Here is a 15,288-nt window from a genome sequence, read left to right as displayed (position 1 = left end):
TTCAGCGTCCTGACGTTATGACTCCGAGCCAATTTTCCGTTCCCTACCAACCTGCGTCGTCCCTGAAGGGTAGCCTGCCGCGAGACGGCTATCCCCGGCCGCTGCGCAAAGGTCCATATCACACGAAAAAGCTCGGCATCTACACAGAAAGTCGATCTAACTCGATAAGAACCAGCCGTCATCAGCCCGGGTCATCACAACCAGAGAAATGAAATTCCATAACCAAAACAATCGGCTAAACGAGAACAAAGTAGACCCTCACGGCTTCACCGCAAATCCCCTAAAGAAGAAACCACTGCTGAGGTTTGCGGGATCGTCATCCAACACGGCCCGCCCCACCTCTTCCCCGGTGTGCCGGTCATAACGCAAAACCCTGTACGGAGAACCATCATTGTTATCCGCCATGATGACAACGTCAGCATCAGTGAAGATCGCCTTCGACGAAGCCGAATTATCGCTATACGCTTCCACCGTAAACTTGCGTTCTGTCCGTCCCGTCTGAATGTCCGTAGACATGATCGAGTCCTTAACCCCGTACCATTCAAGCTTTCCGTCCTTCAGCGACTGGCGGGTTACCTGGGGAAGGCCCGTACCATCTTCACTGATGAAAGGCTCAGTCGCTTCATCTGAGATCAGTGCCTTGCTCTCATACTTACCGGTCTTGGTGTCCCATATCGATAAGACGGCCTTAGCAGCAACATCCAATCCGCCTCGTCTCTCATCAGAGATGTAGTAGATTTTTCCATCATGGCATGGAGCATTATTGAGTACCGCGCCCTCTCTAGCCCGTGTACTGCTGCCGACAACTTTTTCCTTGCCGTCCTTTGTGCCAGTTAATTGGCTGATAACCATGGGCTCCGTATCAGGATCCCCCGTCTTCGAATACGGGCCGGTAGCCAAACCAATTCCGAAAACCTCCCCCTCGCACTGAGCAGCAATGAAATAGCTGCCTTCAACTTCAGCTAGAGAGGTTCCGGAACTGGTAGTGGTCACAACCTGAGTCGTATACCCCACGTCGCTGAAGCCCAGATTATAAAGTCCCACTGCAGTATCCGCTGCTGTGGCAAGCATGGCGTATTGGCTATCAGTTTTTGCATTCTGAAAACTCTTCAAACCGGCACCATCAATCAGATAGTCGGTCTTCATATCACTGAAGAACAACCCCTTCTCAGTCCACTCCATCGAGCACATGTCCATGCCCCAGGTCTGCGCCTCTGTAAAAGCACCATCGTCCTTTACCAGGACAACCTTTCCGTCTTGGCTTTCCCCATCCATGTCACTGCTCGCAGCACTGAAGCACAGTGCGTACGCGGCCTCGCCTAGAGCCTCGGCTTTTCCGGATGATGGATCAGCTGGCGAACAGCTAGCCAGGGCAAAAACAGTGCTCGTCACTGCCGCTGCGGTGATGATACGACGGTTGTGAATCATGGAATGTTCCATTCTGGTGCAGAGTTTGGGGCCGGCCCAATCCCAGGCCGGCTCAAATACTAGTTTTCCAGTACGCTTAGAGGGTCTTGTACGTCACTGTGTTTGAGAGTTTGCATGTTCTCGTCCATTGACCAGCCCACGATCTGACGCGAATACAAATCGATGACCGTCGCCAAGTACAGCCAGCCCTCTCCGGTGAGAAGGTAGGTGATATCGCCAACCAGCTTCGCCCCAGGCCGGCAAGAGCGGAAGTCCCGCCGGCCGAGCTTGTCGACCATATGGTTCTTGATATGCGCTGTTCGCGCTTGGTGGTCACGCACCGTCGTGGTTTTGAACGCACTCATCCGTTTGGCCTGGATTCCCAGGTCTTTCATGATCGAGAGGACCGTGGACTTCGGAATCTGCATGTTCTGGTTGTTGCGGAGCAGGTCCACCAGTTGGCCGGCCCCAGCAACCTGGTCGGATGCCTCGAACTCGGTGTGGACCAGTTCGGTGCGGCGCATGCGCAGTGCTTGGGCTTCGCTCAGCTCCTCGCAGGGGTTTAGCCACCGGTAATAGGATGCCCTGGAAACCTGCAGTTTCTGGCACATCCACTTCACCGGGTACTGGCCGGTATGGGCTTTGATGAAGGGGTCTGCTGGCAGCATCGTCGCGCCATACTGGCAAAGCAAAGTTCACCGAATCCAAGAGCTCATAGAGCAAGTCAGCGACTCACTTTATGGCTCCTGCCTACTGGAGAACAACCATCAGAAGCTCTGTAATTCACCGGCAAACCTTTAACCACCTGTCATGCCCGCTATCTTGCTAGCAATTCCAAATAGATCCGCTCATGGGCTTCCGCTAGTGCCATACGTTGGCGCTTACGCTCCTCGGCATCCATCCCCGGCACGCTGGATAAAGCCAATTGATGCTTCACTGCTTCTTCCAGTGAGTCCTCATCAACACGGTCGTAATCCCATCGGTACGGTGCCACCGACGCATGCTGCCCCACATACTGACCACAATCAGGAGCGACGATGGCAGCTCCAGTATCCAAAGCCGCTTCGAGCCACCCGGAATGCGTGCCGAATCGATAGGGAAGGACATTCACATCCAGCGAACCCAAGTATTCGAAGAGCTCCTCTTCGGAGAAGTACTCATGCGCCTCAAGATTCCACTTTCCTTGCCTTTCTCCCTCTAGGAGCTGCCCTGCGAGATCCGCCTTGTACTCGCGGTTGGATGGATCAAGCACCTGACGATGTATGTTCACCTGCAGTTCAGTGTCTGGAATTCCCGCGACGATTCGGGCCAGAGGTTCCAGAATGGCTGGAGAAATATTAGCCCGGAGACCTTTAAGGTGCACCCCGATATGACGAGTCCTCCTCTGGGAAGACACCGCCAAAACCTCCCTGCGTCGGCGTAGCCGATTCATGGTTGCGAAATCAACGACGTGGGGGTGTGGCAGAACGTGGGCGGCACGATGCCATTGCGCCGCGATCTCCGCGGCTGCTCCATGGGTAAGGGTGATCAGCGCATCAGCTGAGGCGATGAGGATATCTAGCATCTGGCGGTGGGCCGTGGCATCTGGTTGATGGGGGTTGATCAAGTCATGCACCGTGTAAACCAATGGCTTGTGGAAATGACGCAATTCCGTGATGGTATTGCGCAATGTCTGTGGGTCTACCGCGTCAAAACCAAAATGTATATGCATCAAATCGAACCGCTGATGGTTGTCCCTCACCCACTCGGGAGTCAGCATCAGCGGGGGCCACCACGGTGACTGTTCGCTTTGGGAGCCTGGCGCATGGATGGGGTCAGGCAACCGAAGCGACCCGCGGTCCTGTTCTTGCAATGGTTCCAAATGCCGAATATAGACCTGGTCTTGAGGTACTGAAGCAACACGGATCATCGTGGAAGCTTTCTGGGAAGTCATACCGAATTCTCCTCTGTCGAGCGGCGGATGGGTAGGGTCGAAGTTGATTTGCTATTCACCTATATCGGTTGGGCTGCAGGAAGAATTGGTTTGGAATGGAATTTTCGGTTCTCGTCATAGCTCATCAACGAGCAGGCCACCTGCAACGGCTGCTCGATGGAGTGCAACGAAGTAGCGTCCTGCCGCAAGAGGTCATCGTTGTCTACATGGACGACCCCTACCCGGAACCGGTCTCGTGCGATGTGCCATTGAAAGCCCTCCATATCCAGAGCACCCCTGAGGAAAGCGGATTACCTCTGGCCCGCGCACGGAACATTGCTGCGGCCAATGCCAGCACGAAGCAACTGGTCTTCCTTGATGTGGATTGCATCCCCTCGGCACAGGCATTCGAGCGCCTGCTGCAGGCTTTGGGCGAGCATTCTGCCCTGGCGATGGCCGAACCCCGGTATCTGAAAGGCCCCATAGCGTCCGGACCCACGCCTTATGATTTCACTCTGGGCGAGCTTTCGGTTCCCCACCATGCAAGAGCCGCGCTGCCGACCGACGTGCCATGTGAAATGCACGAGCATTTCTGGTCGCTGGGTTTCGCGATCTCTTCCAGCGATTTCAAGCGAGTCCGAGGTTTCTGCCTGGAATACAGCGGGTACGGGGCAGAAGATACAGACTTCGCCTTCACCGCCCGCCGCCATGGCATCCCCGTAGTGTTCACCCGTGCGGTGGTCTTCCACCAGCATCACGGTGTCTCCAAGCCGCCGTTGAACCACTTCGACGCAATCGTAGCCAATGCATCGAAATTCCATGCTCGATGGGGCGTGTGGCCGATGGAAGGATGGCTCACCGCTTTCGCCCACATGGGGTTGCTGCGCTGGGCGTCCGATGGCCGAACACTCGAAATCTTGCAACATCCCACGCCGCTTCAGATTCAACACGCCCGAAGCCAAGATGCCTACTAGGCTGCCCATCAGCTCGTCAGCTCTCGAACCATGGCTTCGACCTGCCGCGTGAATTCGTCCGCATCGGTGAACAGAACCCGGGAAAGAGCATGCGGGTCGCTGGCAGCAGCTTGCTCCAGGACAGCATTCCAATTTACCGGTTCCTTCCACGAATCGAGTGTCATGCAACCGGTCGCTCTTTGCAGCATCCGAGCGTAGACTCGCTGCTCGTCGAAGGGACGTTCCTCCGGAATCAGAAGCATCGGTCTGCCGCAGGCTGCGGCGGTGGCCACGGCATTGTGGCCGGTGGAAGTGAGCACTACATCGGCTTGTGCCATGATGCGCGATGGTTGCTGGACTGTTCCATGCAGCGTGAGGTTCTCAGGCATGCAATCGGTGTCCTCATGCACAGAGCCTAGAACGTCCCATGACCACTGTGGAGAAGAAGCCGCCGCATGCGCAATATCGGACAAACCGATCGATGCCGCCAATGAGGTTTGCATTGCGACTTTGCGCTCCCCCGGCACAGGATCCGCCAATGATGCGCCGACATGCTGAGTCATATCGAAGCCCGAGGCAGGTTCGGGAGTCTTGAAGTAATGGCTCTTTGAACCGAATTTGGCCAGATGTTCCCGCTCTTCCAGGGCTTCGGGGAAGTAGGCGAACAGCGCATCTGCAATCTCGTATCCCATCAGATGCGCTTTGTCATTCCGCTGTCCAGGCATCCGGCGCAAAGCAACCCGGTAGCCGCTAAGCCGGGCAAAAAGAGCAACCTCCACCGATACGTCAACCATGACTACATCGGGGGCGAACTGTTCCCACGCACGGTTCAGAGCGGCGAAGCGTTCAACGATATGATCGCCAGTGGGAGCGTAGTGCAGAAATTCTCCTGATACAGGTACAGGGCTTTCCGGCCGTTGATCATCGATATCAGGACGCAAAGGAACATAGTTGGCTCCGACCGGGAGCAATCCTTGGTTTTCCTCCCCCGTACTTGCCACTTGCACCTCGAAAGCGCCAGTTTCGATGAGCCTACGGGCGTGGCGAAGATGCCCTGTTCCCACGTGGTGGGCGTAATAGGAGATCCTTGGCCTACTCATCGATTCTGCCTCGCTGAACGTACTCGGGGAACGATCTGGTCTATGAGAGCCTCATACCCGTCAAGCATGCGCTCTCGTGTGAATAGCATTGCTCTTTGCCGAACCGCTTCGCGATCCATCTTCGCTGCCCTCAGCACTGCGGCAGCAAGAGCGGCTGAATCGGAGCCATCCGCGAGTGCCCCTCCGCTGGTACCGATGATTTCCCCCATCGCTCCAGATGGCAGGGCAGCCACTGGCGTGCTGCTAGCCATTGCCTCGAGCGTCGTCAATCCAAAAGGCTCAGCCCACAGGGGCGAGGAGATAAATACTTCACGCGAGCTGATGAGTGTCTTCAACTCTTCCTGACCAAGATGGCCCAGATACTCGATGTCCTGATCCAGATTCGGGGCAATAAGGCTGTTGAAGTACTCCTTATCCTGAACAGGCCCGGCAATAGCCAGTTTCATCCCTGCATCTCGCGCTGCTGCGATGGCGACGTGCAACCCCTTTTCCGGAGTGATTCGGCCAGTCCAAGCCGCTGTTCCGGGGTTGATCCTGTTCCCAGGTTCGCCGCACCAGGCGTCCAGATCGATTCCGTTGGGAATCACGTGCAGTTCAGGCAACCATTGCTTCCATGCGCGGCTGTTCGATTCCGAAACTGTAGCGAAGCGATGCATCTGGCTCGTGGATGATCTCTTGCTAATGACTGCGGTGATCCGTGGAAGCGGCGGAGTGTGCAGAATATGCAGCGTCGGGATGTTTCGAAGGTGCACGTGAGGGACCGGGCTGAGCGAATTATTGATCACCACGTCAAAATTTCCGTCGCGGGCCTTTCGCACAGCGTCCTGCATCGAACTGTCCAGAACGTGATGTTGATGATTACGTCGGTCCTCATCCGGGTATCCCTGAACCGTGAAAGTTTCGGCCAGTACCCCGACGGCCTTCCCTTCCGAACCAGGGCCAAAAGGGTTGCTGCCTTCTTTGGCGAAGAGCGTCACGTGGTGGCCGCGATCAGATAAATCCTTGACGAGATGCGCGGTGTGCGATTCCATCCCACCGGCATACGGTGGACAGATCGGGTAATGCAAGTGGGCCAGCACCGCAATCCTCAAGGGAGCAGGCGTATCAACTACGTGGAATGCCACGGTTTCTCCGGTTCTCAGTTCGTTTTCGCTTGGAAGAATAGGACTCTCCACGCAGAGTATCTTTCCCCCCGGCGGCCGCCTCGACATCCAATGAAATTCCCAGCAGACTATGGGAAACGGCCCTTCTTCACCTCATCGGCTCCTATGTTCGCAGAAGATCCGAAGCGATCAGGACCTCGTATACCGCTGGATTTTGGGTCAGAATCTTCAGCCAATGAAACACCTCTGACAAATAGTAAAGAAGTTTTCCTGAGCGTATCTCCATTGAATTGACCAGGCCTCCGGTGTCATTACCATATGCCTTCAAGATAATTCACTACAGGAGAATAGGCTGGCCATGGCTACTGACTACGACGAGGCACGACCCGACGTTGCCGAAGCATCAGAAAAGACCCTCCAAGATGTACAGAAGATGGATGCGCCCACGGCGAAGAGCGTGTCAGCGGAGCTTGAAGAGAACGATTTCGCTGACGGGTTGGAACTTCCCGGCGCCATCGTTGATGAGGAACTTTCCATTAACGTGATTCCGCCAGGGAATGACGAATTCGTCTGCGGGGAGTGCTTTACTATTCGCCATCGAAGCCAGGCCGAAAAACATACCAAGCAAGGCATCATCTGCCGCGATTGTGTCCATATGCATTAATAGTCCTGCAGGCTTGGAGCTAGTGTAGCGTGCCGTTAATTCCACCTGTTTTGAGCAGGTGGGAAAATTGGTTCCATGGCCAACTACGCAAAACCACTGCAGCTACGCGACGGCGACCGGGCAACCCTGGAATCCATGACCCGAGCCAAGGATTCCAACGCCTCACTGGCCTTGCGCGCCCACACCGTCCTGCTGGCCGCCGACGGCGTGCCAAACCATCCACATCGTTGAATCCACCGGTTTCTCGGAACAGACGATCCTGGCGACGCGCCTCGCCCGGGCAAACCGCGGAAGATCGATGATCTGGTGATCCTCGCCGACACCCTGGCCAACGACGGGGTTCCCACGGCCGAGCTGGGGATCTCCCACTGGTCAGCCAGGATCATGGCCGAACGTCACGAGGCCTCGTTCTCCACGGTAGCCCGGATCTGGCGACGCTGGAAGATCCAGCCGGGCCGGATCGAGACATTCAAGTTCTCCACCGACCCGCAACTGGAATCGAAACTGCGCGACGTGGTGGGCCTGCACCTGTCCCCACCGGAGACCCCGGTGGTGGTGAGGGTGAGCATTGATGATAAGACCCAGATCCAGGCCCTCTCGCGCACGCAGCCGGTGCAGCCGTTGGCTCCTGAGCATCCGTTGCAGCAAACTCATGACTATCGGCGCAACGGCACTACCACGCTTTTCGCGGCGTTGGATGTCCTCACCGGGAAGCTGAGCGCGAGCAAGTTCTACCAGAAGCACACCAACGTCAAGTTCGTGGACTTCTTGCAGCAGGTCGCCGAGGCGAACCCCGAGATCGACTTGCACGTGAGCTGCGATAACTACGCCACGCACAAACACCGGAACGTGTTGGACTGGCTAGCAGCGAACCCACGGGTGACCTTGCATTTCACCCCGACCAGTTGCTCCTGGTTGAACATCGTGGAGATCTTCTTCGGGGTCATCACCCGCCAGTGCCTGAAGAGATCAAACTTTGCATCGATTCCCGAGCTGGAGGCCGCGGTGCACCGGTATATCGAACGGTACAACGAGGACGCGAAGCCGTTTGCCTGGACGAAGACCGCGGATCACCTCTTGGGCAAGATGATCCGCAAGGCGAAGGCTAATGTGTTGGAGCTGGATGAAACCCAACCAAATAATTAACACGGAACACTAGAACTCTCCACTATTCGCTCCATAGAGAATGTTCAGGAGAGAACAGTCCGCCAAACAGCAAGGGCCACTGCCAAGTGCTCGAGCAGAACGCGCATTTTCCTGCTCCGCGGCGCCTAGGCAAGAATTCGTCGGCACCCTGCCGAGAAGCATAGACCCTCAACGGTCTTGATGATTCAATCCGCGCCTTGCCGATGAGACTCCTTTGCAAGTGCCTTACGCAACCTCTCATTTTCAGATTCCAGCTCCAAGATGATGCCAATGCCCGCCAAATTCACGCCTCGATCAATCAACTCTGAGATTTGCTGCAACCGAGCTAAATCCTTGGCTTGATACCTGCGCGTGCCACCGCTGGTACGTGACGGGGTGATCAACCCACGCAACTCATACAACCGCACTGTTTGCACACTCACTCCCACACTCTGGGCAGCGGTAGCAATCGAATGCGATCCAGCAACAGGAACGGGTCGCGGCGAATTTTTTGTCATTTTTTACTTTCAATAGGCTTGCATGAACTCAGAATCCCATGCTATAAAATCTACATCGTTAGACATAGATCTAACGGAAAGTGAATTGCAGCATCGTGGAGAGTCACACCAGAAAGGAATGAGTTCAGATGATGCAGACCGAGGTACTTCGCGATTTCGACCGCTTGGTACAGCGAGCTTTCAACACCCAGCTCAGCTCCGAACCTGTCCACCCAATGCCAATGGAGGCTTGGAAGGACGACACCGGATTTCACGCTGAGTTCGACCTGCCAGGGGTCGACGCCGAGCAGATCGACATGGCAGTAGAAAAGAACATCCTGACCATCCGCGCTGAACGCGCCAAACCAGGAGACCGCCAGCACATCGCCGGCTCGGAACGACTCTGGGGCCATTTCACCCGGGAACTTATCCTTGGGGATCATTTGGACACTGAAAGTATCCAGGCCACCTACGTGGATGGCGTGCTACGTGTCGACATCGCTGTCGCCGAGAGTGCCAAACCCCGCCGGATTCAGGTCGCGGTCGGCCAAGGCACGAAGAACCCCAAGGAAATCACCAGTTAGCCCAAGAAAGGCCCCTTGGAGGCCTGTGCGGAGATGATGTGTCATGTCTGCCCACATTGATTCGGAACTTGATCCGCTGGTCGCTGATGACGAGTTGCTTCTGGCCATATACGAGCTCGAGCTATCCACAGCTTCCCGTCAGCATCAGCCGCCTCGATCGCACCTTTGCACCTCGATCGAGGATGTTCCGCGGCCCAGTCAGCGGTGCCCGGAAGGAACCAACGAAGTACGAACAATTCAACGTTCAGTGCGTCGGGCGGGTCCCGTCCGGGTGTATTCACGCTCGCCACCGAACATGAGATGACTCCCGGGGAAACGTTTAAGGAGTGGTTGATTCGGGGGTGCGTCCGGAACGCACCGGACGCACCCTGGCAACGAAAGGATCAGCACCATGCGTGAATCATTGCTCAACGTCCATCTCAATGACGAGCAAATCGAAGTTCTCAATGCTGCGCTGTGCGCCTACCGAGACCATTTCAGCGAGCTTCTTGAGTTGAACGAAGAAGCAGAAGGACCGCAAGCTCGCGAGAACAATAAGTACTGGCAGAGCAAAGTCCACGCGATTCAAGAAATGATCGATCAAGTCAACGACTCACTGTATGGTTCCCAACCCCGGGAGGGGCCTCAATAACACCCAGACATTCCGCCACCGCACACTATTCACCTATCTGCCTGTTGATCGTCGACCTTCGAGTCTTGGAATAGGCGTTTCGAGGCTAGGTACCGTGTTTAAGAGACTGATCGACTATAGGTCATCGAGCCGGCGGCCCGCTGCAGCGCGTGCTCCGCGATCCTGCGAATGTTCTCGCGGACCGTGGAGCACGCGCAAATGAATCAGCATGGTCAGTGCCCCTGCTGCGGCATCGCCCAAAGGCGTGTGCGCCGCGATGTCGGGGAGCGGTTGGGCGAGACTGAGTGGATTAATCCGCGTTTCCCGGCTCGCGGAGCGTTTCAAGGGTACGTTCGGTGCCGGCTATCCGATGTGCCCAGATCACGAGCCTGCTATCGGCCCTCATGTATCTCAGTCATGCTTCCCATCGCGACCGGCTGGCGATGTGGCTCTATTCCCCGCGCTCGGTAAGCACCTTTTCCGCGCCAGCGGCACGCGTCTTGGCTTCCTGCGGCGTTGGGGTCCCCTGGTGCCGGCTTACTCGCGCGTATCCGATAATTGCCATAGCAACAACGGGACCTTGAGCCCTTCGACCTATTTTGGTTTTAAACGGCGTTTCTGACATGCAAAGACCCTGTTTATCGCCGGAGCCGGTAAATGTTAGTTGCGACCGGCGGCTAAGACCAGTACCAGACAGAGGTTCTTGGCATGAATTTCCGCTTCAGCCATGGCGCCAGGGCGGAGGATTTTCGACCGCCTCGGCTGGGGAACTCCTGACGTGGATGTGCCTGCTCAGAGCAGATGGACGTCGCACTGTCATCAGACTGCCGTTGTGCCTCAGTATGGGATACTGGCCGTTCCTCCGGCCCACACCATCCTGCCCCGGAATCTGACTGCGTGCTCGCCGGACCTGCCCATAAGCGTTCTCCGGGAGGCTCGATAGTTCGCAGCTGTCTTCGCAGTATTGGTGAGCCATTGGACGCCCGAGGCGTTCATCGATCCGCATACCTGATCCTCGAACACTTTGGCTTCAGGGGAGAAAGTGTGCAGCTCGAACGCATGCGGCGATCCCCCGGCGTGCGCGCCGACGGCACCGACCTTCGCATTGGGCAAGTCGGGTTCCAAGGCCTGAACCTCCTCGGAGGAGCCCACTGCACCACGGCCCCGTCCTTGCCATCGCCAACTAATGGATTTCGCGGCATAGGCGGCTCCCCGAAAGCAATCGTCGTGAGGGGCACAGATCGCGATGCCGGAGATCATTAGGTCGGAACCCAGATTTGCAAGCTTGGAGTGACCCGGAGGCGCGAATCGCTAAGCCGTGCCGACGTCTTGCACGCGGGCCTTCCTGTGCGGAAGGCCCGCGTGCTGCGACGGCAGGTCAGGCGGTAGCCAGGCTGCGGTGCTGATTGTTGTCGGCCTCGGAAGCTTTCGCGGCGGCGGCCAGCCCGCGTTGCAGATCGGCGATCAGATCTTCGACCTCTTCGATGCCCACCGAGAGGCGGACCAGGTTGGCCGGGATCTCCAGCGGTGTGCCGATCAGCGAAGCGTGGGTCATTTCGCGCGGATAGCAGACCAGTGATTCCACCCCGCCCAGGGACACCGAGAGCTGGAAGTATTCCATGGACTCGGCGAAGGCGCGGGCCGCGGCCTCGTCGGCCAGCTGCAGCGAGAGGATGCCGCCGAAGCCGCGCTGCTGCCGGACGGCCAGCTCGTGGCCCGGGTGGCTTTCCAGCCCGGGATAGTAGACGCGGGCGACTTCGGGCCGGTCATCGAGCCAGCGGGCCAGGGTGGATGCGGTGGCGCAGTGGCGTTCCATGCGCAGGCCCAGGGTCTTCAGCCCGCGGGCGGCCAGGTAGGAATCCTGCGGACCGGAGACCGCGCCCCCGGCGAACTGCTGGTAGCCGACGGCTTCGGCCAGCGATTGGCCGCGGTGCAGGTGATCGGCCACGATGACCGCGCCGCCGAGAACGTCGGAGTGCCCCCCAATGTACTTGGTGGTCGAGTGCACCACCGCGTGCGCTCCGAAGTCCAGCGGCCGCTGCAGGTACGGGGTGGCGAAGGTGTTGTCCACCACCAGCAGGGCGCCGTGCTCGGCGGCGATGGCGGCCCAGCCGGCCAGGTCGGCGATGCCCAGCAGCGGGTTGGACGGGGTCTCCACCCAGAGCAGCGCGGTGTTCTGGCGCAGCGCGGCGCGCACCGCATCCAGGTTGGTGATGTCTACCGCCGAGGAGCTGATCCCCCATTTGCCGTGCAGCTTCGAGATCAGCCGGTTGGTGCCGCCGTAGCCGTCGGCGCCCAGGATGATGTGGTCGCCCGGCTCAAGCACTGCACGCAGCAGCGCATCTTCGGCCGCGATGCCCGAGGCGAAGGAGAAGCCGGCGGCCCCGCCTTCCAACGCGGCGAGCTGGGATTCGAAGCCGTTGCGGGTCGGGTTGGAGCCGCGCGAGTACTCGTGCCCGGCGCGCAGCACGTTGATGCCGTCTTGGATGAAGGTGCTGGTCTGGTAGATCGGCGGGATCACCGCACCGGTGTGCGGGTCCTTGTGCTGGCCGGCGTGCACGGCCAGGGTGTTGAAGCCGCTCATGCGAAGCTCACTTCCTTGGTGTCGGCGGTGGTCGCGGCCAGCGCGAGATCCAGCGATCGGGTGATATCGGCCAGCAGGTCGGCCGGGTCTTCCAGTCCCACCGACAAGCGCAGGGTGGAGGTGTTCAGGCCGGCGTCGGCCAGTTGCTGCTCCGAGAGCCGGCAGTGCGTCATGGTGGCCGGGTGAGAGACCATGGTGCGGGTGTCCCCCACATTCGCGGCCAGGGAAATCAGCTTGAGCCCGTCGATCACCGGGGAAACCAGGGATGGGTGGGCCAGCTCGATGGCCAGCACGCAGCCGGTGCCCTTCGGCGCCAGCGTCCGGGCCAGCTCGTGACTGGGGTGCTCGGGCAGTGCGGGGTGGTGGATGGCGGCAATGCCGGGATACTCGGCCAGCGCGTCGATCAGCCTGGTGACGCTGCGCTGCACGTGGGCCGCGCGCACCGGCAGGGTCTCGATGCCTGCAAGGATGCCCTGGGCGCTGGCCGGTGCGAGGGTCGGGCCCAGATCGTGCAGGAACTTGGAACGAACCAGCATCGCGTAGGCCGCCGGCCCGTGGCGTTCGAGCAGCGAAGTGCCATTCAGCCGCTCGCGCGGGGCGGCGATTTGCGGCCAGCGAGAGGAATCGGAGAAGTCGAAGGTTCCCGAGTCCACCACTACCCCGCCAAGCACCGAGCCGTGCCCGGCCAGTCCCTTGGTGGCCGAGTGCACCACGATGTCCGCGCCGAGTTCCAGCGGGCGCACATTCAGCGGGGTGGCCAGGGTGTTGTCCACCACCACCGGGATGTTGCGCTCGTGCGCGATGGCCGCAATGGCGGGAAGATCGGCCACGGTGCACAGCGGGTTGGAGACCGATTCCAAGAAGAATGCGCGGGTGTCGTCTTCGATGGCCTGCGACCAAGCCAATGGATCGGCCTGGTCGACAAAGCTGATGCGGATGCCGAAGTCTGCGAAGGTGTCGGTGAACAGGTCCACGGTGCCGCCGTAGAGCGAAGAGGAAGCCACGATGTGCTTGGGTCCCTGGGTCAGCGCCAGCAGGGACAACGCCACCGCGGACTGGCCGGTGGCGGTGGCCACCGCGTGGGCTCCGCCTTCCAGTGCTGCCACACGCTGTTCAAGGATCGAGACGGTGGGATTGCCGGTGCGCGAGTAGGTGAAGCCGGCCTGGCGCAGCGCGAACTTCTCGATCGCTTCGGCATGCGACTGGAATTGGTAGGCTGCGGAATTGTGCAGTGGCGGCAGCATCGGGCGGAAGTCTCCGCTCGGGCGGTATCCTGCGTGGACCGCGTCGGTTCCTTGGCTCATAGCTCCTCCTCGATTCTCTGCGAGGGAGTGCACCGATTAGGCATCGTGCAAAGGCACGAAGCACAGCGCGCAAAAGCGCGTTCGGAACTGCTCCATCGTTCCTGGCATTAGCACCTTTCGGTTTCCCGATGGTTGCTGCGACGTCAACGAGCCAGATCTCTTAGTCGCTCTTGATGGTTTGTTGTTCTTCCATGGTTGGCCATGGGCTGCGAGGGGTGCAAGCGCTATCGGGCGGCCGGCTTCATACAAGGCCGCCAAGCTTCATATGTCGTGCACTTGTCATGATGACGCGGTGGCTGGCGCCACTTTATGACGCACCAAAATGAGAAAAAGCCCCGAGACTTTCAAGGTTTTCCGGAAGTTTATGACGATGGAGCGGCACTCGATGACCGAGAGTTACGCTGTTGGCGGCTCAGCCGAGCACTTCCACCCCGAAGCTGGCGACCACTGCGCGGACTTCTTGCAGGTAGCGCTGAGCCTGGTCGGTGAGCGGGATCGCAGCGTGATCGATCCAGCCGATCTCGATGCGCTCATCAATGTCCAGCGGGATGGCAACGATGGAGGGATCCAGCTCGTCGCTGATGATGCCGGTGGAGATCGTGTACCCGCCCAGGCCGATCATCAGGTTGAAGATGGTCGCACGGTCCGAGACCTGGATTTCCCGCTGGCTGGAGCGCGTGGAGAGCACTTCCTCGGCGAAGTAGAACGAGTTGTTCGCGCCTTGATCGAAGGTCAGCCGGGGCAGGTTTTCGAGATCTTCGAGGGTGACCTGGTCACGGGTGGCCAGCGGGTTGCTGCGCGATACGAAGATGTGCGGGTCGGCGAGGAACAGCGGGTGGAACACCAGGCGGGATTCGCGCAGCAGCTTGTCGATGACTTTCCGGTTGAAGTCGTTGCGGTAGAGGATCCCGATATCGCTGCGCAGGGTTCGCACGTCCGCGATGATTTCCTCGGTGCGCGTCTCGCGGAGCGAAAACTGGTACTCCTCGGCCCCGCTGGCCTGGACCATCCGGACAAAGGCATCCACCGCAAAGGAGTAGTGCTGGGTGGAGACGCCCAGCAGCCGCCGCGCGGCGGGGCGGCCGAGGTAGCGGTGCTCAAGAAGCTCCACCTGCTCGAGCACCTGCCGGGCGTAGCCGAGGAATTCTGCGCCTTCAGCAGTGAGCGTCACTCCCCTGGCCGAGCGCATCAGCAAGGTGCGTCCCACCCGGGATTCGAGTTCCTTCATCGCCGCCGACATGCTGGGCTGCGCGACGTAGATCAGGTCGGCTGCGGCGGAGATGGACCCCTCGGAGGCCACCGCCACGAAATAGCGCAGCTGCTGCAGTGTCAAGCCATTTGTTCCCTGAACCATAGCCAGAGTCTATATGAATCCATAGTTATATCGAGTTACCTGATATCAAGAATCACCCTGCATGATTGACGCAACGACTTCCCCTCGGCCT

The 15,288-nt window shown here is 58.8% G+C and carries 12 protein-coding genes, 2 pseudogenes and 1 riboswitch; of the genes and pseudogenes, 5 read left to right on the top strand and 9 right to left on the bottom strand.

Features of this window, described 5'->3' with window-relative positions; all coding sequences use genetic code 11:
- Window positions 1–258 precede the first annotated feature (258 nt).
- From ATK23_RS00785 to ATK23_RS00775, 3 genes and pseudogenes are all read right to left on the bottom strand, one after another.
- The gene (locus ATK23_RS00785; protein WP_066139940.1) at window positions 259–1,428 is read right to left on the bottom strand and encodes a YycP family beta-propeller protein; all 1,170 of its coding nucleotides are present in this window, start codon (window positions 1,426–1,428) and stop codon (window positions 259–261) included.
- A gap of 107 nt (window positions 1,429–1,535) precedes the next feature.
- Window positions 1,536–2,057: pseudogene (locus ATK23_RS00780) on the bottom strand (DDE-type integrase/transposase/recombinase); the annotation flags it as partial.
- Window positions 2,058–2,224: 167 nt separating this feature from the next.
- Window positions 2,225–3,340 carry a glycosyltransferase family protein gene (locus ATK23_RS00775; protein ID WP_211286057.1) on the bottom strand — a complete coding sequence of 372 codons (1,116 nt, stop codon included), beginning with the start codon at window positions 3,338–3,340 and terminating at the stop codon, window positions 2,225–2,227.
- A 95-nt stretch (window positions 3,341–3,435) separates the two neighbouring features.
- On the opposite strand from ATK23_RS00775, the gene ATK23_RS00770 reads away from it, so the two are divergent.
- A complete protein-coding gene (locus ATK23_RS00770; RefSeq protein WP_066139946.1) occupies window positions 3,436–4,293 on the top strand; it encodes a glycosyltransferase family 2 protein in 858 nt (285 codons plus the stop codon).
- Between the two features lie 8 nt (window positions 4,294–4,301).
- On the opposite strand, the gene ATK23_RS00765 is transcribed toward ATK23_RS00770, so the two are convergent.
- Complete coding sequence (locus ATK23_RS00765) at window positions 4,302–5,273, bottom strand: glycosyltransferase (protein ID WP_157801617.1); 972 nt, start codon at window positions 5,271–5,273, stop codon at window positions 4,302–4,304.
- A gap of 95 nt (window positions 5,274–5,368) precedes the next feature.
- A complete protein-coding gene (locus ATK23_RS00755; RefSeq protein ID WP_167550495.1) occupies window positions 5,369–6,547 on the bottom strand; it encodes a glycosyltransferase in 1,179 nt (392 codons plus the stop codon).
- Window positions 6,548–6,833: 286 nt separating this feature from the next.
- Here ATK23_RS00755 and ATK23_RS00750 point away from each other — a divergent pair, with 286 nt between their 5' ends.
- Complete coding sequence (locus ATK23_RS00750) at window positions 6,834–7,139, top strand: DUF4193 family protein (protein WP_066139959.1); 306 nt, start codon at window positions 6,834–6,836, stop codon at window positions 7,137–7,139.
- A 75-nt stretch (window positions 7,140–7,214) separates the two neighbouring features.
- Window positions 7,215–8,285: pseudogene (locus ATK23_RS00745) on the top strand (IS630 family transposase).
- A gap of 185 nt (window positions 8,286–8,470) precedes the next feature.
- Here the strand turns inward: ATK23_RS00745 and ATK23_RS00740 are convergent.
- Entirely contained in the window at window positions 8,471–8,782 is a 312-nt protein-coding gene (locus ATK23_RS00740) for a MerR family transcriptional regulator (protein WP_066139964.1), read from the bottom strand.
- Window positions 8,783–8,910: 128 nt separating this feature from the next.
- Here ATK23_RS00740 and ATK23_RS00735 point away from each other — a divergent pair, with 128 nt between their 5' ends.
- The gene (locus ATK23_RS00735; RefSeq protein ID WP_066139966.1) at window positions 8,911–9,345 is read left to right on the top strand and encodes an Hsp20/alpha crystallin family protein; all 435 of its coding nucleotides are present in this window, start codon (window positions 8,911–8,913) and stop codon (window positions 9,343–9,345) included.
- A 391-nt stretch (window positions 9,346–9,736) separates the two neighbouring features.
- Window positions 9,737–9,976, top strand: coding sequence for a hypothetical protein (locus ATK23_RS16165; protein ID WP_022874873.1), 240 nt, complete (start codon window positions 9,737–9,739; stop codon window positions 9,974–9,976).
- Between the two features lie 1,357 nt (window positions 9,977–11,333).
- On the opposite strand, the gene ATK23_RS00725 is transcribed toward ATK23_RS16165, so the two are convergent.
- From ATK23_RS00725 to ATK23_RS00715, 3 genes are all read right to left on the bottom strand, one after another.
- Window positions 11,334–12,539 (bottom strand): cystathionine gamma-synthase, encoded by a 1,206-nt coding sequence (locus tag ATK23_RS00725; protein ID WP_066139968.1) that lies wholly within the window; start codon window positions 12,537–12,539, stop codon window positions 11,334–11,336.
- Window positions 12,536–13,843: an O-acetylhomoserine aminocarboxypropyltransferase/cysteine synthase family protein gene (locus ATK23_RS00720; protein ID WP_066139971.1), complete on the bottom strand. Its 1,308-nt coding sequence runs from the start codon at window positions 13,841–13,843 to the stop codon at window positions 12,536–12,538. The genes ATK23_RS00725 and ATK23_RS00720 overlap by 4 nt, the downstream gene beginning before the upstream one ends.
- A gap of 89 nt (window positions 13,844–13,932) precedes the next feature.
- A riboswitch (SAM riboswitch) is annotated at window positions 13,933–14,023 on the bottom strand.
- Between the two features lie 232 nt (window positions 14,024–14,255).
- A complete protein-coding gene (locus ATK23_RS00715) occupies window positions 14,256–15,197 on the bottom strand; it encodes a LysR family transcriptional regulator (RefSeq protein ID WP_066139973.1) in 942 nt (313 codons plus the stop codon).
- Between the last annotated feature and the right edge of the window lie 91 nt (window positions 15,198–15,288).

The organism is Glutamicibacter nicotianae, assembly GCF_002797775.1.
Classification (GTDB): Bacteria; Actinomycetota; Actinomycetes; order Actinomycetales; family Micrococcaceae; genus Glutamicibacter; species Glutamicibacter nicotianae.
This window is presented reverse-complemented; position numbering and strand designations above follow the sequence as displayed.